Raw genomic sequence first — 25135 nt, 5'->3', positions numbered from 1 at the left:
TGCTGCGGTAAAAGAGATTATTTATTGATCTTACAATGTTCGGCGATAATGATGCTTTCTATTCGTTTACACGCCATATCAATTTCATCATTAACAACTGCGTAATCATACTGCTCCAACAAGCTGATCTCATCCACAGCAACGGACATCCGGTGATCAATTGTTGCCTGACTTTCCGTACCACGGCCTTGAATACGATCTTTAAGCTCGTCCAAAGATGGAGGGAGTAGAAACACAAAGATCCCTTCCGGGAACTTTTCTTTCACTTTTAGTGCACCTTGGACTTCAATCTCAAGAATGATATCCCGGCCTTCGTTAATCGTTTTCTCCACAAAATCACGCGGAGTTCCATAATAGTTGCCAACATACTCTGCATGTTCCAGCAGTTGATCTTCGGCAATCATACTCAGAAACTCATCATGCGAATGGAAGAAGTAGTTGACTCCATGCTCTTCACCCAGACGAGGCTGGCGGGTTGTTGCCGATACAGAATAAGTCAAATTCGGCACCCGTTTGCGCAATGCGCTGCATACTGTACCCTTCCCGACCCCTGATGGGCCGGACAACACTATCAGTAATCCCTTAGACATATTACACTCCATTTTATTCGTCGTTATCATCATCTTTCGAAGAAAGACGATGGGCAACCGTTTCTGGCTGTACTGCAGACAGAATGACATGATCACTATCCGTAATAATTACGGCACGAGTACGTCTTCCATACGTTGCATCAATTAGCATATGACGGTCTCTTGCCTCTTGTATAATTCTCTTGATCGGCGCCGATTCCGGACTTACGATGGATATAATCCGGTTGGCCGATACGATGTTACCGAATCCAATGTTAATGAGTTTGATTGCCATAATCAGGTTCTTCCCCCTATACATGCGACTCTTCTGCCGAAATATGACCGTTCATTCGATATTCGCTGCTTGCTCGCGAATCTTCTCCAGTTCCGCCTTCATCTCGACAACACGGTTCACTAGAGCCAAATGGTTGGCTTTTGATCCAATCGTGTTAACTTCACGATTCATCTCTTGAATTAGAAAGTCCAGCTTGCGTCCCACAGGTTCCTCACTCTTCAGCAGTTCCCTGCTCTGTCCGAAGTGACTGAGTAAACGCGTAAGCTCTTCTTCTATGTTAGAACGATCGGCAAACACAGCAATTTCCATACCCAATTTATGCTCATCAAAAGGGAAAGAGCCTTCCTCCTGCATTTCCGTAAGCCTTTGTCTTAGCTTGTTGCGGTAATCACTTACCACAGTAGGTGCAAGAGTAAGCATCTCGGTATGCAGTGACTCCAGTCGACTGATCCGTCGTTCCAGGTCACTAGCCAGATGAAGACCCTCGCGAGCGCGCATCTGTTCCAGACCGGACAGAGCTTCTTCAAGCCCCTCCTGCAGAACACGTTCCCATTCGTCCTTCTGCTCTTCCGTCAGGAGATTAACCCCTTCTGAATGAACCATGACATCTGGCAACGAAAGTATGTCCATAATGGTCGGCTTGCCCTGCATCCCATACCGGGTCTCCAGCTGCTCTGCAGCCTGCAGATAGGCTCTAACCGCCTGCTCATTGAGCACGGCAGGCAGAGCCTGGTCTTCATCTTTTTCTTTCATTACATAAACATCAATCCGCCCGCGCTTCAAGCGGCTCTGTACCATTTTCCTCAATCCGTCTTCATAACATGTCCACTCTTTCGGTAGACGCATCATCACTTCACAATAACGATGATTGACCGATTTGACTTCCAACTGTACCTTATAGCCTCCAAAATGAAAGGCGGATTGACCGTATCCGGTCATACTGAATGACATCGGCATCACATCCGTTACACTATTGTAATTGATTATTAGGGTTGAAACAAGTAGGACATTGGTGCTCTGACTTCTCCCACACATATTGTGTAAGTTCCGCCGTCATGTTGTAGAACATAAATGGCGTCATCAGATAGATGCCTTTAAAATACGTGGTGGCTACATCTAATAGTTCCTTGGCGATTTTCACGCCCATCGCGCGGCCTTCTTCGCCTTCCAGACCAGCCATGCGTGACCGAACCTCATCGGACAGCTGAATTCCCGGCACCTCATTATGGAGATATTCCGCATTTCGTCCACTTGCGAGCGGCATTACACCAACGAAAATAGGGATTTCCAGATGTTTGGTCGCTTCATGCATTGCCACAATTAATTGTGGATCGTAAATCGGCTGGGTCATGATGTAATCGGCGCCGGAGGCGATCTTTTTCTCCAAACGTTGGATGGCTTTGTCCAGATGCTTCACGTTCGGATTGAATGCAGCTCCAATAACGAATCCGGCTTTTTGCTTAAGTGGTTTACCTGAGAAGGCTACACCATCGTTCAGTTGCTTGATCATCCGAATAATTTCGAAGGAGGTTAGATCATATACCGAGCTTGAACCCGGGAGGTCACCGAAACGGGCTGGATCTCCAGTTACTGCGAGCACATGATTAATTCCCAGCGCATCAAAGCCCATCATGTGGGATTGCGTACCGATCAGATTACGATCCCGGCATGCAATATGCACAAGCGGACGCAATCCCGTGCGATCTTGAACGAGATGTCCCAGAGCCATATTACTCATCCGGGTAACTGCAAGCGAGTTGTCAGCGAGTGTTAGTGCGTCAGCTCCTGCTGCTTTGAGTATCTCGGCACCTTTCATGAATTTGGCGATATCCAGATCACGTGGTGGGTCAAGTTCAACGATAACCGTATGGCGTTCCTTCACCAGATCTACAATTGTTGGTTGTCCACCACGACCTGCACGTTCATCTACATTTTCATGTAGAACAATACGTGGTTTGGAATCCGTTAGGTCAGGCTGGACAATTGGAGCAGCTTGATAGTCGGCCAAGGCTCCAGCCATAGCAGCGATATGATCCGGCGTTGTTCCGCAGCAACCACCGATAATTCGAGCACCCAGATCGGCAAACTGCACTGCTGTCTGACCGAAGTACTCTGGAGTTGCACCATAACGGAATTCACCATCTACGTAATCTGCTGCTCCTGCATTAGGATAGACGGACATTGGAATACCGATCTGCCCAGATACCGTTTCCATCGCACGCATGATACCGTTAGGACCTGTTCGACAGTTGAAGCCAATCACATCGGCACCTTGTTCACGCATAATCCGGAACGCCTCAGGCATCGTATATCCATCCAGTGTATGACCAACATGCTCAACAGCAAATTGTCCAATCACGGGTAGGTCACTCAGCTTGCGAGTCTGTAGAAGGGCGATGTCCATCTCCTCAATGTCATAGAAGGTTTCAAGTAGAATACCGTCTACCCCTTCGTCAAGAAGTGCAAAAATCTGTTGCTCGTAAAAGCGTTTCAGCTCACTTGTAGATACATTCGTGCGTTTCCCCCCGCGAATTGAACCTACAGCACCAAGTACATAACCTTGGCTACCTGCCACTTCCTTGGCGATGCGTACACCAGCCCGGTTCACACTCTCAACCTTAGATTCCAGGCCAAACTTGGACAACTTATCATAATTGGCAGAGTATGTGTTCGTCTCAAATACTTCTGTACCTGCATCTCGATAACGACGATGTACATCAGCCACCACTTCAGGTGAAATTAAATTCAACTCTTCATATGAAATGCCTACCGGGAATCCCATTTGATAAAGGAATGTTCCCATCGCCCCGTCTCCCACGAGAACCCGCTCCTGCATTACGCTCCGTAAATCCGCCTTCATCCCATTTCCTCCCGCCTGGCTGTGATCAATTTCATACTAATGTAACACAAAAAACGCTAAAAAACGAAGGAAAACACAGGTTTTTTCCCGAATCATGATGATATATGTTCTGTCCTGCATGTTCTCATGTAATGTATGGCTGAACATATATACCCAAATTCGACTTCTGCAATTAAAAAAGAGAGGCTCACAGGCCTCTCTTGACTTAAATCTCCGTTTTACGAGGTGATCCCTTTGAAAACAACTTCTGCAGGCCCCGTCATATAAACGTGGTTGTCTGTTTCATTCCACTCAATGTGCAAATCTCCACCTTTGAGGCTAACGACAGCTGTACGGTCGGTGTGTCCGTTCAGAACAGACGATACGAGTGTTGCACAGGCTCCTGTTCCACAGGCCAGCGTTGGACCTGCTCCACGTTCCCACACACGCATATCCACATAACCGCGGTCACGCACAGTTGCGAATTCCACATTAATTTTTTTGGGGAACATCGGATGTACCTCCAGTAGAGGTCCCCATGTCGAGAGATCAAAATTCACAGCATCTTCTACATAAATAACAGCGTGTGGGTTCCCCATGGATACGGCGGTAAACTTGAATTGTTGACCATTCGCTTCAATGGAATGATTAACCACAGGGTTTGCATCCACGGTCGTTGGAACTTTAAGCCCGTCCAGAATCGGCTCACCCATATCCACACGAACCGTCTCTACCTTACCATCACGAATGTTAAGATTAACCGGCTGTACGCCAGCACCAATCGTTTCAATTGTAATATTCTCTCCGGATACATGACCGTGATCATACACATATTTTGCAACACATCGAATGGCATTACCACATTGCTCCGCTTCGGAACCGTCTGAATTCATGATGCGCATCTGAAAATCTGCTTTCTCGGAAGGCAGTATATAGACGAGCCCATCCGCACCAATTCCGAAGAATCGGTTACACCATTTCACAGCCAATTCTGGCGCATCTGCGGGAAGCTTCTCTTCTCCAAATACAACGATAAAGTCGTTGCCTAGTCCGTGCATTTTTGTAAATTCCATATGATCTTCCCACTCCTTTTGGCAGTCTGCTGCCAAAGCGTTTATTCATTTCAAGTTATGTTTTTTGAAAAGTCAGGCTCTCATGACTGGAAGAAGAGATGAAGCTCCGCTTCCAAAAAAAAGCTATCCTGCAAAATGGCGAAGCCGTTCGCTTCGACGCATTTTGAGGATAGCATAACGAAATTGGGAAGTAAAAGGTATTGATTTTATGCAGAAAACTTTGTACTTTTCGGAACGAAGCCACCAGGTCCAATACGGCGACGGTTGCGACGGCCTCCCCACACGCTGCCTGCTCCCATAAGGAACGTAGGAATTCCAGCAGCAACGATACAGATCGCCCATTCACGCAAGCCAAGTGGTACCGTTTTGAAGATCGGTTGCAACGGCTCTACGTACATCACAACAAGCATCAGCACGACAGATGAAATGACGGCAAGAACCAAATATTTGTTTTGGAGCGGATTCCGATGAAAAATGGAACGTGAGCTTCGGCAGTCAAAGACATGGATCAGTTGAGCCAGAACCAACGTCGCAAAGGCAACAGACTGTGCCTTAATCAGTTGACCCGGATGATCCGGAGCAGCTTGTAATGTGAGCCAGAAGGCTCCAAGAGTACATAAACCGATCAGGACACCACGACTTATAATTTTCCAGCCCAATCTACGGGCAAAAATATTTTCCTTCGCACCACGTGGCTTGTGCTCCATGAGATCCTTTTCTGGCTGATCCACACCCAGTGCCATAGCTGGCAGACCATCCGTCACAAGATTGACCCATAAAATCTGAATGGGTACAAGCGGTAAAGGTAGCCCCATCATCATGGCGAAGAACATGGTCAATATCTCACCCACATTGGAGGCAAGCAAGTAACGAATAAATTTACGAATGTTCTCATAGATGTTACGCCCCTCTTCAATAGCAGCTACAATGGTTGAGAAGTTATCGTCACTCAATATCAGGGCAGAAGCTTCTTTGGTTACATCGGTGCCGGTAATACCCATCGCGATACCGATATCTGCCGCTTTGATCGCTGGAGCGTCATTAACGCCATCCCCTGTCATCGCAACGACATGTCCTCTCCTTTGTAGTGATTTGACGATGCGTAATTTATGCTCAGGAGATACTCTGGAGAAGACATAAATGCCCTCAACGTGTTTGTCCAGTTCGTCATCCGTCATGCCCGCCAGCTGAAGACCACTTAATGACTTTCCTCCTCGCGGAAGAATGCCGAGTTGTTGTGCGATTGCTTCAGCGGTTGTACCATGATCCCCCGTGATCATCACCGTTCGTATGCCCGCTCTGCGGCAGGTGGCAATAGCATCCCTCACTTCACGGCGCGGTGGATCAATCATGCCTGCTAACCCTACGAATACAAGCTGGCTCTCCGCAGCGTTCTCATCTTCGACCCTTTCTTCTGGTCGTACTTCACGATAAGCCATGCCAAGCACTCGAAGTGCGGAAGCAGCCATATTTTCGTTCGCAGCCATGACCTTCTGCCGTAAGGTTCCTGTGAAGGGCACTACTTTGCCCTCCCAGAGGATGTAATTACATTGTCCAATTAGGACATCAGGCGCACCCTTGGTGTAGATCATTCGTCCGCCCTGATGATGAACAAGAACTGACATACGCTTCCGATCAGAATCGAAAGGAAACTCTTGCTGACGTGCGTATAATTCTTTGAGCCCGTTAGGTGTTAGTCCCATTTTAGAAGCCAGTGTAACTAGTGCGCCCTCTGTTGGGTCACCTTTCAGTTCCCAGACTACACTTTGGTCAGTGACGGTATCTTTCTTCGTTTCTTTGCCTTTTTTCTTATTGCGAAGCTCGTCTCCTCTATTCTCAACAATACTTGCGTTATTACAGAGAGCGCTAATCTGCAACAGGCGTCGCAACGTCTGGTCACTCTTCAGATCAACAGGACGCCCATTCTCAAGCATCTGTCCTTCTGGAGAATATCCATCCCCGGTCACCTTAATCCCGCGACCCTCTAACCAGACATCTGTCACCGTCATTTTGTTTTGGGTGAGCGTACCTGTCTTATCTGAACATATGACTGATGCACAGCCTAACGTTTCAACAGAGGGCAATTTGCGAACGATGGCTTTTCGCTTGATCATACGCTGCACACCTAACGCCAGAGCAATGGTAACAATCGCGGGTAATCCTTCTGGAATTGCGGCAACCGCAAGGCTGACGCCAGCGAGAAACATACCTACAGCCGGTTGCCCATGAAGAATACCTGCAACGACAACCATGACGGTGAGCCCAAGTGCGACGAAAATTAGTATTTTTCCCAACTGTTCAAGCCTGTGTTGTAGTGGTGTTTCCTGTTCATCGGTATTCTGGATCAGATCAGCAATTTTGCCCATCTCGGTATCCATACCCGTACGAATAACAACCCCTCGTGCTGTTCCGCGTGTAACCATCGTTCCCATGAATCCGATGTTCTTCTGATCTCCGAGCGGCACATCATCAGCGGCAATAGGCATACAATGCTTGCTTACAGGTACGGATTCACCTGTCAGAGCGGATTCTTCCACATCCAGACTGTTCGTTTCCAACCAGCGCACATCGGCAGGAATACGATCCCCACTTTCAACAAGCACAATATCACCAGGCACAAGCAGTTTAGCCGCAACCTGAATCTCTTGTCCTGATCGAAGTACTTTCGCGGCAGGAGCTGATAATTGCTTCAGAGCACGTAGAGATCGCTCCGCGCGAAATTCCTGTACAAATCCCAAAATAGCGTTTAGCACAATAATGGCCACAATCGTTACCGCGTCCAGATACTCTCCCAGTAGTCCGGATACCAGCGTTGCTCCCATCAACACCAGCACCATAAAATCCTTAAACTGATTCAGCAATAATGTGATTGGAGATATGCGTTTTCCTTCGCTCAGTTCGTTTGAACCGGCAACTTTCCTCTTCTCAGTTACAGCTTCGTCCGTTAATCCCTCCTGCGGGCTAACGCCAAGAGTATTACGCAGCTCTTCATCACTTAGCTGATGCCACTTGGTATGTTCCATGCTTCAAGGTTCCCTCCCAGTCTGTATTTCATCTGCAAAACTTGCTCACATGCTTCACCGGCGCGCTGGTCGACAGGCTGTACACTATGCCGGACAAACTACCTAATCTATATGTATTCGGACAGGACCTTGATTAGCACACGGAAGGTGAATCCTTTCCCTAAGGGGCATAATAGGCTAAAATAAAAGTCTGTGGTTATATACGCAACCAAGTTAAGCGTTCCATAGGTAAGTAACAGAAAAACTACAACCGCCCTATCTTTTGTATACATAGCCCGGTTGCTCGTTTCAGTTAAAAAGGTTGTTCAAAATTTGGTCTTTTTGAACCCGCACTTATAGATGTAGCATCTGGCATGAAGCCAGACGCTCAATAGAGAGGAAGTGGAATAAATGGCACTCGACGGCATTGTAACCCGAGCCATTGTTCATGAACTGCAAGGTTGTATCGGCGGACGTATTAGTAAGATCCACCAGCCTAATGGTCATGATGTTGTGCTCACCCTGCGTGCTCAGCGCGGAAACAGCAAACTGCTTGTATCGGCAAGCCCAACATATCCCCGCGTGCATTATACGGAAAAGACGTTTCTGAATCCTACGGAAGCACCGATGTTCTGCATGTTGCTTCGTAAGCATTGTGAAGGGGCAATCATAGAGAACATTCGTCAGATCGGCATGGAGCGTATCATCCACATCGATGTGCGGCAGCGCGACGAATTGGGAGATGTTTCAGTTAAACGCATCATCATTGAACTTATGGGACGGCACAGTAATATCATCTTGCTTGATCCCATTACCGAAACTATTCTAGACGGTATTCATCATGTCACTCCGTCCATCAGCAGTTACCGGGTGGTCATGCCTGGTTTCTCGTATACTGCACCGCCAGAACAACATAAGAGTAATCCGCTTGAAATCAGCACAACGGAATTCCAGAACAGCTACACCGCCGCCGAAGAGGATGCTTCACGCTGGCTCGTAAATGCGTTTAGTGGTCTTAGCCCACTAATTGCAGGTGAGATTACTGCTCGGGCAGTTGCTGCTGACAGCGAAATGCCAAGTTCAACCGAGGGTGAGAGCCGTATCGAGGCGGAAGCGCTATGGATTGCTTTTGAATCCGTGATGGGACTCGTTAAGGACAATGTCTATACCCCTGTCACCGGCATGAACGCCAAGGGCAAAATGATCTTCTCTGCCATCCAGCTTCAGAGCATCCAGGATGGAGAGAAAACGTACGATACGATTAGCAAATGTATGGAAGATTACTACGGAGATAAAGCTGAACGGGATACCGTGAAGCAAAGAGTGAGTGACCTGCTCCGCTTCCTGCAAAACGAACGAAGCAAAAATATCAAAAAGTTGGACAACCTGAATAAGGATTTGCTAGAAGCGGATGATGCCGACAAATTCAGACTGTGGGGGGAGCTTCTATTTGCCTCTCTGCATCAGGTTAACAAAGGCGACAAAACGGCTCAGCTTGTGAATTTCTATGATGAGGATCAAGCGACCATTACGATCCAGCTTGATCCGTTACTTACACCATCTGATAACGCACAACGTTACTTCAAGCGCTATAACAAGTATAAGAACAGTCTAGCTGTCATTCATGATCAGCTTGGAAAAACGAAGGACGAGATCGCTTATCTCGATAACCTGCTGCAGCAGCTATCCATCGCATCCATGAATGACATTGAAGAAATTCGAGATGAGCTTGTGCAACAGGGATACCTTCGTGACCGTAACAAAAAGGGCAAAAAGAAAAAGAAAAATGATCGACCTACTGTACATCAGTTCACCTCCTCAGAGGGGATTGATATTCTTGTAGGTAAGAACAATTTGCAGAATGAATATGTGACGAATCGTCTTGCATCCGCTAATGATACGTGGCTGCATACAAAAGACATCCCGGGTTCACATGTTGTCATCCGCAGCACAGACTTTGGCGAAGCTACATTGGAAGAAGCCGCGCAGCTTGCAGCCTATTTCAGCCAAGCCAAAGAGTCTAGCAGCGTACCTGTGGATTACACATTTATCCGCCATGTTCGTAAACCGAGCGGTGCCAAGCCTGGTTTTGTCATCTATGATCATCAGAAAACCTTGTTTGTTACACCCAATGAGGAACTGATCAAGAGTCTGCCTTCCACCATCAAAAATGGATAGATCATTTCTCATCCGATAAATGTGTAAATAAAGACAAGCAATCCCCTGACCATCGCATGGTTCAGGGGATTTTATTTTGCAGGAATAGATGGGCTTACTTATCAATCCATATAAACATCATTGCATTTTTATTCATTAAACTGTATTATAATTCAATTAATATGATTATCTTATCGAAAAGAGGATTATTACATGACTACTATTATCAGAACTACACAACCTAAGGATTTAATCCCACTTACTGCACTGATGCATGAATATGTAGTAGGATTTTATAACAACCTTTGGCCTGGTGACGAAGCTATCCAACTTTTGATCAACAACCTGCTCAATCATCAGATCGGGGTTCAATTCGTGGCGGAGCAAGATAATCAACTGATTGGATTCTCCACATTATATTTTACCTACAGCACAATGAAAGCAGAACGTGTAGCGATTATGAATGATCTTTTTGTTGTAGAAGCATTCCGAGACAGCGAAGTTGAAACTAAATTATTCGAACAATGTCAGCAATATACGCGTGAACACGGGTGCCCTTATATGTCCTGGATCACAGCAGAAACCAATGTACGCGCACAGCAATTATTCGAACGTCTCGGAGCAACGCGTGGTGCATGGGTGAATTACTCAATCACATAGATTTATGATTCAAAAAAACATGTGAGCACGATGGGTTACCCCCTCATGTTCACATGCCCTACAATGATTATTTAACCTGGCTACCCATCTTCGGAAAAGAGAAATCATTTCTACGTTGTTCTTAGGCTCTCCTCTCTAACCAACGATCAAGGCTCCCTATTGCGTCTCGCTGCTGTTTGCAGACTCTGCAACACATCAACTGTGACCGACTTGCTGCCAAGATCCCCATGGAAAACCACACCTTGTCTCACACCGTGATAATCCGACCCTCCGGTCTGAATCAAGCCAAATTCTTGGGCAAGGTCTGTATACTTTCGCTCCTCTGCCAAGTCATGATCCGAATGGAATACCTCAATGCCGTCTGGTTTCGAGTTCTGAATGATCTCCCGCACAAGCTCATCATTCTCATACAAACCAGGATGCGCAATAACAGCCGCTCCGCCTGCCTCTCGAATCCATCGACACGCTTCCTCTGGGGCAACCCGCGGGACTGACACAAATCCCGGCTTTCCTTCTGCCAGATAACGATCAAATGCATCACGCATATCCGTCGCATATCCTTTGCTTACTAGTACATCAGCCATATGTGGTCTGCCAATGCTCTCATCCGGCTCCAGTGGACGCCCAAGTCCTTCAATTACGTCCTGCCAGTTAATCGCGAGTCCAAGCTCTTGCAGCTTGGCAATAATCCGCTGGTTGCGCTCCTCGCGGGCTTCCCTTAAGTTTCGCAAGCGCTCCAGAAACGTCTGATCCTCTATATTTACATAATAGCCAAGCACGTGGATGTCTTTTCCACCCGCACGAGTACTAATTTCAACGCCAGCAACAACCTCAATTCCCAGCTCTTCACCTGCACGTAGCGCTTCAGCAACACCGGCCACCGTATCATGATCCGTAAGTGCCATTGCCGCTAGACCTTTTAGTTTAGCAAGCTCCACATTGGCCGTGGGTGACTGCATCCCGTCAGAAGCTTGGCTATGAGTATGAAGATCGCAACGTCCGTTAGGCTGATTCATAAAGAATGACTCCCTTCGATATGGCTTGAATTATTGTTGTAACTCGACCTGCTCCTGCTCCCGCAAGTAGTTTAGAAAGGCTACCGCTGATAAGGGCAGCAACGAAGATTTGAGATGAATCGCATAGAACTGACGTTTGAATTCCAAACCACGAATATCGACGATATGAACCAGTCCAAGCGCAATTTCGTGTTGAACAGATGACGGCGATAACATCGTTATGCCAACACCAGCCTCAACGGCTGATTTTACCGCACCTGTACTACCAAGCTCCATGACTACATTCATGTCCTGTGGGTCTATTTTTCTTTTCTGCAGCTGATCCTCCATCACTTGCCTTGTCCCCGAACCCTTCTCCCGCAATACAAACGGATAGGACATTACCTCTTCCAGCTCAACCTCACCTCGCTGGGCAAGAGCATGACCCGCTGGTACGATCAGCTTCAGCTCATCCCGCATCACAGGCTCTACAATCATATCTGGATGATGAATAGGCGCTTCGATCAAACCAAAATTTAGCTGGTGCTTCAGGATTTCATCCATAATTTGAGTTGTATTCATGACTTTCATTACGATTGAAATATCCGGATATTGACGAGCAAAAGGTCCTAGCATCCGAGGCAACACATACTCACCAATTGTCAGGCTTGCTCCAAGCTGTAATCTACCCTGAAGCTTTTGTGTGAAAGCAGACATTGCTTCATCCGTGTGTCTAACCAATTCAACACTGCGTTTCGCATGAGGTAGCAATGTCATACCCGCCTCAGATAATTCTATTTTTTTGGTAGAGCGGTGAAGGAGCTTGGTACCAAAGTAATCCTCCAGCGACTGAATCTGCATCGTCACCGCAGGTTGAGTCATATGTAATGCCTGTGCAGCCGCTGAGAAGCTCCCCTTCTCGGCAACTGTATAGAAAATGTGTAATTGATGAAAATTCATATCTTCGCCCCTCTTCTGTACACTACCCTCATTGTATCCGATTTCGTGAATTCCAACAAAAAAAGCATGCAGCTTGTCTGCATGCCATGTAGCCTAAATCTATCATTTAAGAAAATGTGAAATCTCCCGATATCACTTATGCTTGCGACTGTTCTTGACTAGAGTCATCCGCCTTGAATGTCGTAGCCACGAATAATACGATTTCAAATCACGTAGCTCAATGGTCTCTGACATACGACCCAAAAACGTAACCACAATCATTTTGTGAAGTGGATTGCCAGCAATATCATATTCCCCTTCAAGCTCGGAAAATTCAGCAACAACAACCAGGTCTTCATCGATGAGGTATACGTCCTGCTCATTACGGTAGTATGGTGTAATACGATCCTGCTTCAGACACTCCCATAACCATGCCGCAATATGGTCATCATCATTACGTGTCGGCTCAATGCGATCTGCATACCGCATCTTGGCATGATGGGTAATGACGATGTCTGCCACTTTTTTGTCTCCAAGAGCTACGAAAAACGGCTCGTAGGTGCTCCAACGTTGCATCACCTTATCACGCATGGGAATCACTCTCCACCAGATAGGACTTTCTATCTATTTATTACCAAATATATTACAACATAAGTCCCGCAAGCTCAAGGTATATGTTAAGATTTTTTCACAAGACTTGTTATGATGTCATATTGAATAAAAGAGCGACTCCGAGGAGTCACTCTATATACTTATTGCACCACGAATCGTGGCCATCCGTTTGTTTTGCGACCATAATTGGGCATTTAGATACCGTAATAACTTGTCTTGTCCATTGTTTTACTTGCGTACTCCGTTTTGATCTCATTCCGATAGGAACGTTCAATTTTGCGCACATAGGAAAGTCGTTTCACATTTTTCATCGTATCTTCAGCACGTTCTGCATTAACATACATCACAACATAATGCATACGACGGGAGATGTAATGAACAGTGCCATACTTTTCTAAATTACGAGCCGCTTTCAAATCACTTACCCAAATAATGAATCCTGTCCTTTCCGCAAACATCTTCTTCCCCCGCCTTTCAATCATGGAGGCCGGATGCTCCCGCAGTCCGGCCTAATGGATTTAATTAAACGTCACTTTAACCGCAGCTGCACTTCCCGCCACTCCCGCAACCACCTTTGGGATTCGGATCATTGCTTGGAACTTTAATCGTAGTAGACACAGCATATGCAATCGTCTCTGACATCTGATGCAGCATGTCATCCAGCGCTTTCTCAGCCTGCTTGAAGCGTGCTACCGCCTCGAAACCCTCTAATTCTAATTCCAACGCTGTAACCTGATCCTTGGCTGCATGGAAGTCTGGATGAAAATGCCCAAAGCGCTGGGTTTCCTCGAATAGCTCTTTCTTGGCATCCAGCTTGCGTATACCGGCTTGAATCTCCGGGTTCGTCTCAACTTGCTGTTTCCAATATAAATAATCCGATACTTCGGCAGATTGGTTAATCATGTCGCCTAATTCATATGCGCCCGTTAACACTTGGGCCATATCGACCGTGTTCAGTTCCGCTACGCTCATGAAATTCATCCTATCTATATATAAAGTTCTACGTAAAGTAGATTACATTATCATAGCATATCCCCGATTAGTTAAGAAGCGTTTTTCCTGCAAATAGAAAACAAGGTAACGCGGAGGGTTATGCTAATCAAGGTCTATTGCATGTTGTTTATCTCACTCTTAGTCCCTTACTAAGTGGCACTTCGTTCATGATCAGGAACAATTAAACGTATGTTGCCCCAGTCTCTTGGAGAAAGAACTTGCCGTTCAAAGACATTCTCACCGAGACTGGATGTCACCCAACCCGATAACATCCAGTCACCATGACCCTCAATCCGATCCGGTATGATGTAGACTATATCTTCATTTCTTTTCAACTCTAGCTTTGTCTGCCATTCAATCGCCTTTGAGGCAATTTGCCGAACGGTTGATGCGTGGTACTTACGCCATTCCCTGTGCCACATTTCAGGAATATCCTTATAGCCAGGCCAAAGTTCATCTAATTCTGTGCTCACATGTGATTCATCATCTTCCTCGTAAGGCGTCTCCGCTGTGTTTATGGTACCCTGACTTCTTACATTTAGATTTATGACTAATTCATCGGCTCGATGCGACGCTTCTAAAGTGGGTTCACTTGGGTTAGGCGCTTTAGCTAGATGGTCTTCCGGCACTTGTCCCCATTGCTGCAGCGCCAAATGTACATGCTCTGGAATGCCAGTCATGGCATGATTATTCAAGAAAAGAACGATCTGATCCAGTGTAAAGCCAATCCTTACTGCTTTCATTACCGATTCCTTTGTAAGTCTGTAGATACTCATTCTATCTCGAGTCACAAGCTCAGCACATAGCTCCAATCTCCAGCGGACATGAGGTGGAGCTTCGGGGGGAAGCAGAATCTCAAAATCAGGCTGTATAAATAGTCCAAATTTCTCTTTATCTAATTTTTCATCATATATCGGATCACCCGAGCAGCATAAATCGGCCGGCTGAACTAACCAACGATAAACCACTTCGCCTGTAGCATCGTGACCTACTTCACCGAATCCCAAACCTACAAGCGCTCGGAGCCAACTTTGAACAAGATGTAGAGGCGATAAACTCTTTGGATTGGGATTATCGCATCTCAATAGATCTTGTTCTTCGACCTGCACCTCGTCCCTCCACGGGAGCAAAGATCTTATAGGAAACCACTCATTCATTGCGGGTGCAAGAATGAGCAATCGGGATCGAAAATGCTGAGCATAAGGTTCGGACATCCCGTAACGTTCTGCACAAATGTTATAAATTTCACAATGCATAGATGACCAAGATCGATTAATCCAGACTTGAAGTCGTTCATTGGATATGTACACATGTGTATCACTCTTTTCAAGCAATCCCAATCTCAAAAGCAAATCCAACGCAATAGCGATATGAACAGGATATCCCTCTTGATCATCATCATGAATATGCAGGCCTTGAAAATGACTTTCGTGCAGCGCAGTAATGCTACATAATTGTCGAAGCGTTCTTTTGTGGATCATGCCTTTACTAGTTAATGGCAAGCCGTCATGTATTATCCATGCCATAAGATGAAGAAATTCAGCAGCAATATCTACTTCGGCCTCATGAAGTACCTGAATGTGATTCCTTGTTATCATATGAGATTGCCCAATATGCTGCGCTTCTTCTGACCCATCATGTGTGTTACCAGAGCCAACTTTAATTGCAAAAACTTCAGTCAATTGCGGAAGCAGAACATTGGGAATATAGTACAGAAGCTCCCCCCAGGTTTTGCGAGTCGTTTTGATCCAGCCCTTCTGCCTAAGACCGATCAGACCCACCCTAGCTTCGGCACCACTCAATCCTTCTGTTACCCACACTGCGGAAGAAAACTTCGGAGAGATAAAGGCTCCAGCATGCTGCCGAAAAAGGGTACTTAGTACAATTTGCTCCGCACGTGATAGAAGCTCTGTACTCCATTGCACTTGTTGCGTATTATTATTCCGCATTGGATGGTGTACTCCTTTCACGAACAACCGCATATTCATAACCCTGTTCCACCAGAAACATCTGACGCCGCAATGCAAACTCTTGTTCTTTGCTATCCTCGGATACAAGCGCATAAAAATAAGCTTTATTATCTCCTGGCTTAGGTCTTAGAATTCGTCCCAAGCGTTGTGCTTCTTCTTGCCTTGAACCGTAACTACCCGATATTTCCAAAGCAACAGCCGCATCAGGCAGATCAACAGCGAAGTTCGCTACCTTAGAGACCACAATGGTTTGAATTTCCCCGCGTCGGAATGCAGCAAACCATTTCACTCGTTCTTGCTGTGACATTGTACCCGATATGAGAGGTGCCTCAATTTCCCGGGCAATGGTCTCCAGCTGATTTAAATACTGCCCGATGACAAGTGCCGGAAGACCTCGATGGTATTCTAAAAGCCTTCTAATCACATCTAATTTAGCTGGATTCTCAGCAGCTAGACGAAACTTGTGCTTCCCTTCGGCTTCCAGATAGGTCGATTTTAAGTCAGAGGGCAACGGAATCCGTATTTCCTGACATTTCACATCTGCAATCCAGCCCTGCTGCTCTAGCTCCTTCCAAGGCATGTCGTACAACTTTGGACCAATCAGCGAAAAAACGTCTTGTTCACAGCCGTCTTCACGAACCAACGTTGCCGTCAATCCCAGTCTACGCGTCGCTTGAATATCTGCTGTCGCGCGGAATACAGGTGCTGGAAGCAGATGAACCTCATCATAGATGATCAATCCCCATTTTCGTTCACTCAGCAGCTTGATATGGGTAAAATCAGCATCCTTGGACTTTCGATGGGTTAGAATCTGATACGTTGCCACAGTGATTGGCCTTACCTGCTTTTTCTGACCTGAATATTCGCCGATGGATTCTCCCGTAATCGTTGTCTTACGCTGTAGCTCATCAACCCATTGTCGCACCGATGTTGTATTTGAGGTCAAAATAAGACACTCACATTGCAGTCGTTCTAACACGCCCATGCCAATAACCGTTTTGCCTGCCCCGCAAGGTAATACCAGCAGTCCACTTCCGCCCATTCCTTCGCTGCCCTCGAATGCTTCTATCGCCTTTTGCTGATAGGAACGTAGCTCAAACGCTTCATCGTTGTCTGCCTGTTTCCAGTCAAACTGAAGCTGTGTCCCTTGACGATAACCTGCATAATCAAGAACCGGATAGCCCAAGCGAGTGAGTTCCTGCTTCAACAATCCACGCTGTTCTCCCCGCACGATGAATTCTTCAGGTGCAGCACGCTCCATTCGAAAGGCCGCAACTGTTTTCATCGTGGATAATTCATTCAACAGCTGCTCATGGTCTCCAACTAGGCGCATATTCTCCTGATCTTGATCCCACTGCAGCTTCAGTCTGCCATACTGCTCAACGATTCTCCGAATATCTTGTATCAACGCTACTGGTACCGTCCAACGGGATATAGACTCCAGGCTATGGATAATGCGATCCACATTCCAACCAATGGCCGCCGCATTCCATAGAGATAAGGAAGTCATCCGATACGTATGGAAGCCAGCAGGTGTTTTAACGAGTTCAGCATACACACTGATCTGTGATCTAGCTTGTTCAAATTGGGGATGACCTACTTCAAGTAATAAAGTAAAATCTCGCTGGACAATACAGGCACCTGAGATTTCCATTACACACGCCTCCTAACTGCTAGTCTGTTCGTTGCTGAATGGGGATCACATGCATGACAAAAAGCCCAGTCCCGGTAAGCTCCGAAATTGAACCTTATGAACCTACTAACGATCTGGCTCACCATATAAAAAAAGAGCATCCTATGTTCAAGGATGCCCAATGAATTGGTTAATCATTCTATAAGTGCGTGTTCAAAAAGGACCGTGGACTTTTTGAACAACCTCTATAATTCAGCCGTATAGCCTGTCGCCATAGCAATAAACAGCTTAACTGCATGCTGCATCGCATCTTCATCAAAGTCAAACTTCGGATGATGGTGCGGGTAGATTGCGCCTTTATCTGGATTGCCTGCACCAACAAACATAAAGCAGCCAGGAATCTGTTGTAAATAATAAGCAAAATCCTCTGCAGGCATGATCATCGGTGAAGCTTGCACATTTTGTGCGCCAAACACTTGCACCGCTTCTTGGAAGAACCGCTCTGTTTCCCGTTCATCATTGACGACTGGCGGGTAACCCATAATATATTTAATATCCGTCTTAGCGCCATAGGCTGCTCCCGTCTGAGCCACCATGGTGTGGATGCGTTCTTTCATTCCCGATCGGGTCTCTTCATCAAACGTTCTTACCGTACCGCTCATTTTACATGATTCCGCAATAACGTTCTGTGCAGCTCCAGCTTGCATCGTGCCAATCGTCAGCACTGCAGGGCGCAATGGATCAACGGAACGACTAACCACCGTCTGTAATTGCATCACGAGAGCTGAGCCTGCCACCAAACTGTCAACGGTTGACTGCGGCATGCCGCCATGACCGCCTTTGCCTGTGATCTCAATATAGAAATCATCCGCCGCGGCCATCATCGGCCCCGCCGTACTTGCTGCAACACCTACAGGTAGAGGAGTCCACAGATGAATACCATAGATGACATCTACTCCATCAAGAGCACCATCGGCAATGACTTGAACAGCTCCGCCTGGCAGTAACTCTTCTGCAGGTTGGAACAAAAACCGAATCTCCCCTTTGATTGCTGCCTTATTACGACTGAAATACAATGCTGTTCCTAGCAAAATAGAAACGTGTCCATCATGACCACATGCGTGCATGGCTCCATCTTTTCTAGAAGCATATTCTACATCCTTCTCATCTTGGATAGGTAAAGCGTCCATATCAGCTCGAAGCATAACCACAGGGCCTGGCTGATCCCCTCGGATCGTCCCGATAACTCCATGCCCTCCCACATGACGCTTCACTTCCACGCCAAAGCTCTCTAACATATCTGCTACAAATGATGAGGTCTTCTCCTCTTGAAAGGAAACTTCAGGATTGCGATGAAGATGACGGCGCCACTCCACCATATGGATTTGCAGATCATCCCACCATATATTATTTGTCATATTTCCTCATCCTTTCGCTCTGGATCGGTACTTTCATCAAGCCCGAACCTCTCACTTCAAACCTATTGCAGTATATTGTAGCAGAATTGGAAGAAAACCGATATGAACGAGCCCTTGAAAGCTTGCACGGGAAGGTGAAACATACTATCATAAACTAGAGAAACAACGAGAAATTATACTCGGAAGCTTATGAGGAGGATCAAACGCTTATGATATTTGAGAATACAGGCTTAGATGGCTTGAAAAGCGACTTGGCATACCTGGATGAGAGCGCCGAGAAAGTCGGATTTGTCCGGTGGCAATGGGAGTATTACCGTGCTACATATGACTACAAAATTGAAGATGAACTAACTAAATCGGAATACTTTGTACGTATTAATACCCGTGTGGTGGATGGCAAGCTTGAAAAACCAGATTCTGTTCTTTCCGTAGAAGCAGTCTATCTTGGAAAAGCGACCTTCCCGCATGGTCTGGATTATGACTCTACCGTTCCACAGCCAGTCGTGAAGCTGGCCGCACAAAAATTACAGCAGCTCAAAGAACTGCTGGAAGCTTAGGTTGGGCTGAGCGATGAAACAACAAACGGCCCAAACGAAAACGAAGAGAGGCACGCCGGATTTCCAACTGCTAATCCTCACTTTATTGTTGGTGGGCTTTGGACTGGTGATGGTATTCAGCTCCAGTTCCAGCATTGCAATTGCAAGCGAACGCTTTAACAATGATCCCCTGTTCTTCACGAAAAAACAACTTATGTGGGCGCTCATTGGTGTAGTTGGTATGTTCTTTGCTATGAATATTCGCTTTAACAAGTACAAGAAGCTGTATGCACCTTTTTTTCTCTTCACGACCGTCATGTTACTGCTTGTTCTCATTTCTGGTAAGGTGCTCAACGGTGCTCGAAGCTGGATTCATATTTTTGGTTTTAGTGTTCAACCAGCCGAATTCGCCAAAATCGCCATTATTTTGTATCTCGCTGCGCTAATCACTAAGAAAGGCGAACGCTTTAGAGATCTTAAAACTGGTTATTTTCCTGTCCTTATCATTGTAGGCTTCATTGCCGGACTTATCATGCTGCAGCCTGACTTCGGTACGTGCTTTATTCTGGTCTCCACGTGTGGTCTGGTCATCTATGCAGGCGGGGCGAGCATGAAGCATATTATGGGTTCAATTCTGCTCGTTGTGCTAGGAGGCGCGCTGGCTTTTGGAGCCAATGCCTTGTTCTCCTCCATGTCTTCTCCGGACGATGCGACAAGTACAATAACCGAAGCAAAGGCGAACTATAAAATCGGACGGATTCAGGCATTCCTTAACCCGCTCTCTGACCCTACGGATGGAAGCCTTAACCTTTATCGCTCCCTTGTAGCGATTGGAGATGGAGGAATTACGGGTTCAGGAGTTGGACAAGGTACGATTAAACTACATTACCTGCCCAATGCATATAACGATTTTATCTTCTCCGTCATCGGTGAAGAGCTTGGATTCTTAGGAAGTACCTTGTTCCTACTTGTTTATCTCTACTTTATCTGGCGAGGCATCATTGTGTCTCTCCGCTGTCCCGATCCTTTTGGTACTTTGGTCGGCATTGGGATTATGGGACTTATCGCCATCCAAGCATTTATTAACATCGGCGGTGTTACTCAGACCATACCGGTAACAGGGGTCACGCTTCCGTTTATCAGCTATGGAGGTACGTCACTTTTCGTTATGATGGTCGCCATGGGCATCGTGCTCAGTATTTCACGCACCAATAATCTGGACGTCATCAAGGAAGAGAAAACGAAATCGGTTACCGTACAGACTCGTACCTCTCCTGCCCTCCGTTCAAGAGAAGCGATCCGTCGTATTCGATAATCATAGAACGTAAAAAAAAGACTTCCCATCCATTATGGATAGGAAGTCTTTTTTGGATGAGTTTCACTTCGTGAGCACATGCTCTTCGAATAAACCCTTTACACTGGAAGCCGATCAGCTTATACGTCGTCGCCTTTGAAAGATACACCTTCTACCTTCACATTAACTTCGACAACTCGTAATCCCGTCATGGTCTCAACCGCTTCTCTCACATTCTGTTGAAGCATGCGGGAAACTTCATGAATCGGTGTCTCGTACAGGACGATGATGCGCAGATCAATGGCTGTTTCCAGCTGGCCGACCTCAACGCCCACGCCTTTCTGTACGTTTTTACCGCTGAGACGTTTGGCCCAGCCCTCTGACAATCCTCCAGACATTGCGGCAATCCCCGGTGTCTCAAGCGCAGCCATTCCGGCAATTTTCGCCACCACGTCGTCAGCAATCCGGATGTTACCGCCATCTAGTTGAAGTTGTTCTGCCATGCCACATCCTCCTTCACTTCGTTAATCGTATTTTAAATCCTTTCTACCCCAAAAAGCAAATTAAACTCAAAAAGTTGCGTTTACAACCTACTATGATTTGGTTATATTGAAATATGAAAATAATCTCATAATCATTTCGTCACCTTTTCACAAGATGTGGCGAGATTCGAATGATTATGAAGACCAACATGTGATCACGTGTTGCAAACCAAATAATATGTAACCGAGGTGTGTCTTAGTGAGAAACCGGATTTCATCCATTCTGCTGATTGTTACTTTTGCACTCAGCGCGATCGCCCACTACATGAAATGGGATTCGATTCTACAGTTTGTGATTTCAGCCATTTCGGTTATTTTTGTCGCTGGTTTTTTAGGCAAAGCTACTGAAAATGTTGCCCACTATGCCGGACAGCGGCTAGGTGGATTTTTGAATGCTACCTTCGGCAATGCTGCCGAGCTGATTATTGCGATCTTCCTAGTCAAAGAGGGATTGTTCGATATGGTTAAAGCCAGTTTGACGGGCTCCATTATCGGAAACCTGTTACTTGTTCTAGGATTGAGCATTTTCGCGGGTGGTCTCAAGTTTAAAATTCAGAATTACAATGTATCGCTTGCAGGTCTAAACGGCTCCTTGATGATTGTAGCCATCATCGCTTTATTCATTCCCGCTGTGTTCCTTAACACCCATTCTATCACCCAACAAGACACAAATACACTCAGTCTTATTGTTGCGGGACTGTTGATTGTCGCCTACATTGCTTGGTTGCTGTTCTCTATGGTCACACATAAGAAGTATCTTGCCGATGTCACGGTAGACGCAGATGAAGAACTCCCGCATGAACATGCACCTGAATGGTCGAAGAAAAAATCGATCCTTTATCTCGTATTGGCAACCGTTATGGTAGCCTTTGTCAGTGAATGGCTGGTCGGTACGCTTAAAGTGTTTACAGAGCGATTCGGGCTAAGTGAGCTATTTGTCGGCGCGTTCCTTGTAGCCATCATCGGTAACGCAGCAGAACACAGTGCAGCCATTATGCTCGCCATGAAAAACAAAATCGGTGCCGCAGTAGAGATTGCGGTTGGCAGCAGTTTGCAAATTGCATTATTCGTTGCACCTGTGCTGATCTTTGTCAGCTACTTCACAGGCAGAACGATGGACATTGTATTTACGACCATTGAACTTGTCGCGATTGGTGTATCCGTATTTATTGCGAAGTCGATTACGCAGGATGGTTCAACGAACTGGTATGAGGGCCTGCTGTTACTTGTAGTCTACATCATCCTTGGAGTGTCGTTCTTTCTGGTATAAGATAATCGGGTCACTCCATAGGCAACTTAGATTACATATATAAATAAAGCTCATAAAAAAGGTAGCTAGGTGATTTTTCACCAAGCTACCTTTTTTTACGTCCTTTCCCCTAAAGCCCCACTTCACTCTCAGCCTGTGGCTGTGGCTAATCCACTCCTGACAAAGAGTCAGAGTAATACGTGCTGAAGTCGCACACATTATCCAAAGTGAGAATTACAACAAAGAGCATACAAAAAAAGCATGCAATAACCTGCATGCCTTCTATTCTGACCCGCGCATATGCAGGCTATTGCTCATTCTTTTTGTTCAAGGCTTCATATAGAATCGCCAGATTCCGCTCAAGCGCGCTAACCATCTGCTTACCAGCACCTTCTGGAAGGAGACCTGCACGAACAGCAAAATCAACTTCCTTGGAGAACCCATACATCTGTGTATCCAATACTTCCTCATAGAGAGGGCAGTAGCGGGTAGCCAGATTCTCCATCTGTACTTCAATAAGCTTCTGTATTTTATCTGCATCTTCTTGAAGAAGACTGATCGCTTTCAAATTCAGCTGGTCCTGCAGATCAGATGAAGTCATGCATTTTTCCCCCCTATGTCCCAAAAATCGCGTAAAGACGTTCTATCTCTAATATTAGACGAAATCAGTAGGTAATACAAGAACCTGACCAAAATATCCGAACAAAGTCAGTGCCTTCATGATTGCTTTTTTCGGATATAGCACAATGGGCTTTTCGTATGATTCAGCTCATCATACAAAAGAAGCACCCTCGCCACTACTGGCGAAGGCGCTTCTCATAACCATTACTCCGATGCGATCTTTACATTCAGTCCATGCTTAGCAAATACATCAGACATGGCTGCTTTGGCCTCATCGGCATCTGGACCATGAACATGCAATTCATAGCTATGAGTGCTGATCAGTGTTGTAAACAAGCCCAAGATACTTTTCACATCGATATACTTGTTCTCTGAATGAAGCACGATTGAAGAAGTAAACTTGCCTGCTGTTTGAGCAATTTCCACTACAGCCGCGTTATTACTCGACATAGGAATCCCTCCGTCTTTTCACTTTTGGTATCATCTATTAATTACCACTACATGATACCGTGAATCCGCTTTCCTAGCAACAGCAAAATACCGATGCTATTTCAAACGGTCTGGATTCAGGCATTCCAGCTCAGGAATAACGAAAATACCATCTTTGCGGATCAGTACATCGTCAAAATAAATCTCTCCTCCGCCGTAATCTGGACGTTGAATCAATACCAGATCCCAGTGAATGGATGAACGGTTTCCATTATCTGTTTCTTCATAAGCCTGCCCTGGTGTAAAATGTAGGCTTCCAGCGATTTTCTCATCAAACAGGATATCTTTCATAGGATGAAGAATGTATGGATTGAATCCAATAGCGAATTCACCAATATGACGTGCACCATCATCCGAATCCAAAATATCATTCAGGCGCGCTGTATCATTACTTGTCGCTTCTACAATTTTGCCGTCTTTGAATGTGAACTTAATATTCTCAAACGTAACACCGTTATACAGCGTTGCTGCATTATAGCTGATCGTTCCATTTACGGAGTCACGTACCGGAGCACTGTATACTTCTCCATCTGGAATATTTTTTTGACCAGAACACTTCACTGCACCGATATCCTTGATGGAGAAGCTGAGATCTGTTCCTGGCCCTGTAATACGCACTTTATCCGTACGGTTCATGAGGTTAGCCAGTGCGTCTTGTGCTTTATCCATTTTGGCATAATCGAGGTTACATACATCGAAGTAGAAGTCTTCAAATGCCTCTGTGCTCGTGTTCGCGAGTTGTGCCATACTTGCATTCGGGTAGCGCAACACAACCCATTTGGTATGCTTCACACGCTGCTCGCTATGTACAGGATGAGAATACAATGAATTATACATTTTCATTTTCTCCTCAGGTACGTCGGACAGATCGTTTACGTTCTCACCCGCACGAATCCCGATGTAACAATCCATTTGTTTCATCCGGTTCAGGTCAATCTCTGCCCATGTTTTCATCATTTCTTCTGTTGCGTTTTTGAGCATCGCACGTTGTACCGTTCTGTCGGTCAACTGGACAAATACATTACCGCCCTTTTTCCCTACTTCCTCAACCACAGCGTTGATTAAGTCACGCTCGCTTCCGATCATCTCGACCAGAACGTTCTCGCCTGGTTGTACATCTACAGAGTAACCGACCAAGTTAGCCGCCAGCTTCTGGATTCTTGGATCTTTCATCTTGTATAATCCTCCTGTCATCTGCCATTCATAATTGAACAACGGTAAATTACGATACTATTGTAGCACGCTACCG

At 45.9% G+C, this 25135-nt stretch carries 23 protein-coding genes; 5 read left to right on the top strand and 18 right to left on the bottom strand.

Annotated features, from left to right (window positions below; all coding sequences use genetic code 11):
- Positions 1-17: 17 nt before the first annotated feature.
- From gmk to M3636_RS03370, 6 genes are all read right to left on the bottom strand, one after another.
- Positions 18-590, bottom strand: a complete 573-nt coding sequence (gmk, locus tag M3636_RS03395) for a guanylate kinase (protein WP_128102713.1) — start codon at positions 588-590, stop codon at positions 18-20.
- A gap of 13 nt (positions 591-603) precedes the next feature.
- Positions 604-864, bottom strand: coding sequence for an extracellular matrix/biofilm regulator RemA (remA, locus tag M3636_RS03390; RefSeq protein ID WP_006209218.1), 261 nt, complete (start codon positions 862-864; stop codon positions 604-606).
- Positions 865-915: 51 nt separating this feature from the next.
- On the bottom strand, positions 916-1815 hold the full coding sequence (locus M3636_RS03385; protein WP_128102714.1) for a YicC/YloC family endoribonuclease: 900 nt from the start codon (positions 1813-1815) through the stop codon (positions 916-918).
- A gap of 19 nt (positions 1816-1834) precedes the next feature.
- Positions 1835-3724: a bifunctional homocysteine S-methyltransferase/methylenetetrahydrofolate reductase gene (locus tag M3636_RS03380; RefSeq protein WP_251381276.1), complete on the bottom strand. Its 1890-nt coding sequence runs from the start codon at positions 3722-3724 to the stop codon at positions 1835-1837.
- Positions 3725-3942: 218 nt separating this feature from the next.
- Positions 3943-4776, bottom strand: a complete 834-nt coding sequence (dapF, locus tag M3636_RS03375; RefSeq protein WP_251381275.1) for a diaminopimelate epimerase — start codon at positions 4774-4776, stop codon at positions 3943-3945.
- Positions 4777-4982: 206 nt separating this feature from the next.
- Entirely contained in the window at positions 4983-7799 is a 2817-nt protein-coding gene (locus M3636_RS03370; protein ID WP_145408448.1) for a calcium-translocating P-type ATPase, SERCA-type, read from the bottom strand.
- A 390-nt stretch (positions 7800-8189) separates the two neighbouring features.
- Between M3636_RS03370 and M3636_RS03365 the strand changes: the two genes are divergently transcribed.
- Positions 8190-9956, top strand: coding sequence for an Rqc2 family fibronectin-binding protein (locus M3636_RS03365; RefSeq protein ID WP_128102717.1), 1767 nt, complete (start codon positions 8190-8192; stop codon positions 9954-9956).
- 192 nt (positions 9957-10148) lie between these two features.
- Positions 10149-10595, top strand: a complete 447-nt coding sequence (locus M3636_RS03360) for a GNAT family N-acetyltransferase (RefSeq protein WP_128102718.1) — start codon at positions 10149-10151, stop codon at positions 10593-10595.
- A 146-nt stretch (positions 10596-10741) separates the two neighbouring features.
- Here the strand turns inward: M3636_RS03360 and M3636_RS03355 are convergent, their stop codons facing one another.
- From M3636_RS03355 to M3636_RS03320, 8 genes are all read right to left on the bottom strand, one after another.
- Entirely contained in the window at positions 10742-11611 is an 870-nt protein-coding gene (locus M3636_RS03355; protein WP_251381274.1) for a PHP domain-containing protein, read from the bottom strand.
- Between the two features lie 30 nt (positions 11612-11641).
- Positions 11642-12550 (bottom strand): selenium metabolism-associated LysR family transcriptional regulator, encoded by a 909-nt coding sequence (locus M3636_RS03350; RefSeq protein WP_128102720.1) that lies wholly within the window; start codon positions 12548-12550, stop codon positions 11642-11644.
- Between the two features lie 132 nt (positions 12551-12682).
- On the bottom strand, positions 12683-13120 hold the full coding sequence (locus M3636_RS03345; RefSeq protein ID WP_056696348.1) for a hypothetical protein: 438 nt from the start codon (positions 13118-13120) through the stop codon (positions 12683-12685).
- A gap of 215 nt (positions 13121-13335) precedes the next feature.
- Positions 13336-13599, bottom strand: a complete 264-nt coding sequence (locus tag M3636_RS03340; protein ID WP_056696929.1) for a YlbG family protein — start codon at positions 13597-13599, stop codon at positions 13336-13338.
- A gap of 76 nt (positions 13600-13675) precedes the next feature.
- Positions 13676-14113 carry a YlbF/YmcA family competence regulator gene (locus M3636_RS03335; RefSeq protein WP_128102721.1) on the bottom strand — a complete coding sequence of 146 codons (438 nt, stop codon included), beginning with the start codon at positions 14111-14113 and terminating at the stop codon, positions 13676-13678.
- Positions 14114-14283: 170 nt separating this feature from the next.
- Complete coding sequence (locus M3636_RS03330; protein ID WP_251381273.1) at positions 14284-16083, bottom strand: helicase-associated domain-containing protein; 1800 nt, start codon at positions 16081-16083, stop codon at positions 14284-14286.
- Complete coding sequence (locus tag M3636_RS03325) at positions 16073-17758, bottom strand: DNA repair helicase XPB (protein WP_251381272.1); 1686 nt, start codon at positions 17756-17758, stop codon at positions 16073-16075. Before M3636_RS03325 ends, M3636_RS03330 begins: the two co-directional genes overlap by 11 nt.
- A 224-nt stretch (positions 17759-17982) precedes the next feature.
- Positions 17983-19155, bottom strand: coding sequence for a M20 family metallopeptidase (locus tag M3636_RS03320; protein WP_251381271.1), 1173 nt, complete (start codon positions 19153-19155; stop codon positions 17983-17985).
- 209 nt (positions 19156-19364) lie between these two features.
- On the opposite strand from M3636_RS03320, the gene M3636_RS03315 reads away from it, so the two are divergent.
- Positions 19365-19712, top strand: a complete 348-nt coding sequence (locus M3636_RS03315; RefSeq protein WP_145408453.1) for a YugN family protein — start codon at positions 19365-19367, stop codon at positions 19710-19712.
- A gap of 13 nt (positions 19713-19725) precedes the next feature.
- Complete coding sequence (gene ftsW, locus M3636_RS03310; protein ID WP_128102728.1) at positions 19726-21006, top strand: putative lipid II flippase FtsW; 1281 nt, start codon at positions 19726-19728, stop codon at positions 21004-21006.
- Positions 21007-21125: 119 nt separating this feature from the next.
- Here ftsW and M3636_RS03305 read toward each other — a convergent pair whose 3' ends face one another.
- Positions 21126-21488, bottom strand: a complete 363-nt coding sequence (locus M3636_RS03305) for an Asp23/Gls24 family envelope stress response protein (protein ID WP_056696336.1) — start codon at positions 21486-21488, stop codon at positions 21126-21128.
- 238 nt (positions 21489-21726) lie between these two features.
- Here M3636_RS03305 and cax point away from each other — a divergent pair, with 238 nt between their 5' ends.
- Complete coding sequence (gene cax, locus M3636_RS03300; RefSeq protein ID WP_251381270.1) at positions 21727-22797, top strand: calcium/proton exchanger; 1071 nt, start codon at positions 21727-21729, stop codon at positions 22795-22797.
- Positions 22798-23083: 286 nt separating this feature from the next.
- Here the strand turns inward: cax and M3636_RS03295 are convergent, their stop codons facing one another.
- The 3 genes from M3636_RS03295 to M3636_RS03285 all read right to left on the bottom strand — a co-directional run bounded on the left by M3636_RS03295 (position 23084) and on the right by M3636_RS03285 (position 25059).
- Positions 23084-23377 (bottom strand): Fpa/YlaN family protein, encoded by a 294-nt coding sequence (locus tag M3636_RS03295; RefSeq protein ID WP_056696331.1) that lies wholly within the window; start codon positions 23375-23377, stop codon positions 23084-23086.
- A gap of 224 nt (positions 23378-23601) precedes the next feature.
- Positions 23602-23847, bottom strand: coding sequence for an HPr family phosphocarrier protein (locus M3636_RS03290; RefSeq protein ID WP_128102730.1), 246 nt, complete (start codon positions 23845-23847; stop codon positions 23602-23604).
- Positions 23848-23943: 96 nt separating this feature from the next.
- Positions 23944-25059 carry an aminopeptidase gene (locus tag M3636_RS03285; RefSeq protein ID WP_128102731.1) on the bottom strand — a complete coding sequence of 372 codons (1116 nt, stop codon included), beginning with the start codon at positions 25057-25059 and terminating at the stop codon, positions 23944-23946.
- Between the last annotated feature and the right edge of the window lie 76 nt (positions 25060-25135).

It is taken from the genome of Paenibacillus sp. MER 99-2 (assembly GCF_023714095.1).
In the GTDB taxonomy this organism is placed as follows: domain Bacteria; phylum Bacillota; class Bacilli; order Paenibacillales; family Paenibacillaceae; genus Paenibacillus.
Note: the sequence above shows the minus strand (reverse complement) of the source record. Positions and strands in the feature narration are given on the sequence as shown.

Bases quoted from the DNA above. Each gene is read 5' to 3' on its own strand.
- gmk (WP_128102713.1), bottom strand. From the start codon at position 590: ATGTCTAAGGGATTACTGATAGTGTTGTCCGGCCCATCAGGGGTCGGG.
- remA (WP_006209218.1), bottom strand. From the start codon at position 864: ATGGCAATCAAACTCATTAACATTGGATTCGGTAACATCGTATCGGCC.
- M3636_RS03385 (WP_128102714.1), bottom strand. From the start codon at position 1,815: ATGTCATTCAGTATGACCGGATACGGTCAATCCGCCTTTCATTTTGGA.
- M3636_RS03380 (WP_251381276.1), bottom strand. From the start codon at position 3,724: ATGAAGGCGGATTTACGGAGCGTAATGCAGGAGCGGGTTCTCGTGGGA.
- dapF (WP_251381275.1), bottom strand. From the start codon at position 4,776: ATGGAATTTACAAAAATGCACGGACTAGGCAACGACTTTATCGTTGTA.
- M3636_RS03370 (WP_145408448.1), bottom strand. From the start codon at position 7,799: ATGGAACATACCAAGTGGCATCAGCTAAGTGATGAAGAGCTGCGTAAT.
- M3636_RS03365 (WP_128102717.1), top strand. From the start codon at position 8,190: ATGGCACTCGACGGCATTGTAACCCGAGCCATTGTTCATGAACTGCAA.
- M3636_RS03360 (WP_128102718.1), top strand. From the start codon at position 10,149: ATGACTACTATTATCAGAACTACACAACCTAAGGATTTAATCCCACTT.
- M3636_RS03355 (WP_251381274.1), bottom strand. From the start codon at position 11,611: ATGAATCAGCCTAACGGACGTTGCGATCTTCATACTCATAGCCAAGCT.
- M3636_RS03350 (WP_128102720.1), bottom strand. From the start codon at position 12,550: ATGAATTTTCATCAATTACACATTTTCTATACAGTTGCCGAGAAGGGG.
- M3636_RS03345 (WP_056696348.1), bottom strand. From the start codon at position 13,120: ATGCGTGATAAGGTGATGCAACGTTGGAGCACCTACGAGCCGTTTTTC.
- M3636_RS03340 (WP_056696929.1), bottom strand. From the start codon at position 13,599: ATGTTTGCGGAAAGGACAGGATTCATTATTTGGGTAAGTGATTTGAAA.
- M3636_RS03335 (WP_128102721.1), bottom strand. From the start codon at position 14,113: ATGAGCGTAGCGGAACTGAACACGGTCGATATGGCCCAAGTGTTAACG.
- M3636_RS03330 (WP_251381273.1), bottom strand. From the start codon at position 16,083: ATGCGGAATAATAATACGCAACAAGTGCAATGGAGTACAGAGCTTCTA.
- M3636_RS03325 (WP_251381272.1), bottom strand. From the start codon at position 17,758: ATGGAAATCTCAGGTGCCTGTATTGTCCAGCGAGATTTTACTTTATTA.
- M3636_RS03320 (WP_251381271.1), bottom strand. From the start codon at position 19,155: ATGACAAATAATATATGGTGGGATGATCTGCAAATCCATATGGTGGAG.
- M3636_RS03315 (WP_145408453.1), top strand. From the start codon at position 19,365: ATGATATTTGAGAATACAGGCTTAGATGGCTTGAAAAGCGACTTGGCA.
- ftsW (WP_128102728.1), top strand. From the start codon at position 19,726: ATGAAACAACAAACGGCCCAAACGAAAACGAAGAGAGGCACGCCGGAT.
- M3636_RS03305 (WP_056696336.1), bottom strand. From the start codon at position 21,488: ATGGCAGAACAACTTCAACTAGATGGCGGTAACATCCGGATTGCTGAC.
- M3636_RS03295 (WP_056696331.1), bottom strand. From the start codon at position 23,377: ATGACTTCATCTGATCTGCAGGACCAGCTGAATTTGAAAGCGATCAGT.
- M3636_RS03290 (WP_128102730.1), bottom strand. From the start codon at position 23,847: ATGTCGAGTAATAACGCGGCTGTAGTGGAAATTGCTCAAACAGCAGGC.
- M3636_RS03285 (WP_128102731.1), bottom strand. From the start codon at position 25,059: ATGAAAGATCCAAGAATCCAGAAGCTGGCGGCTAACTTGGTCGGTTAC.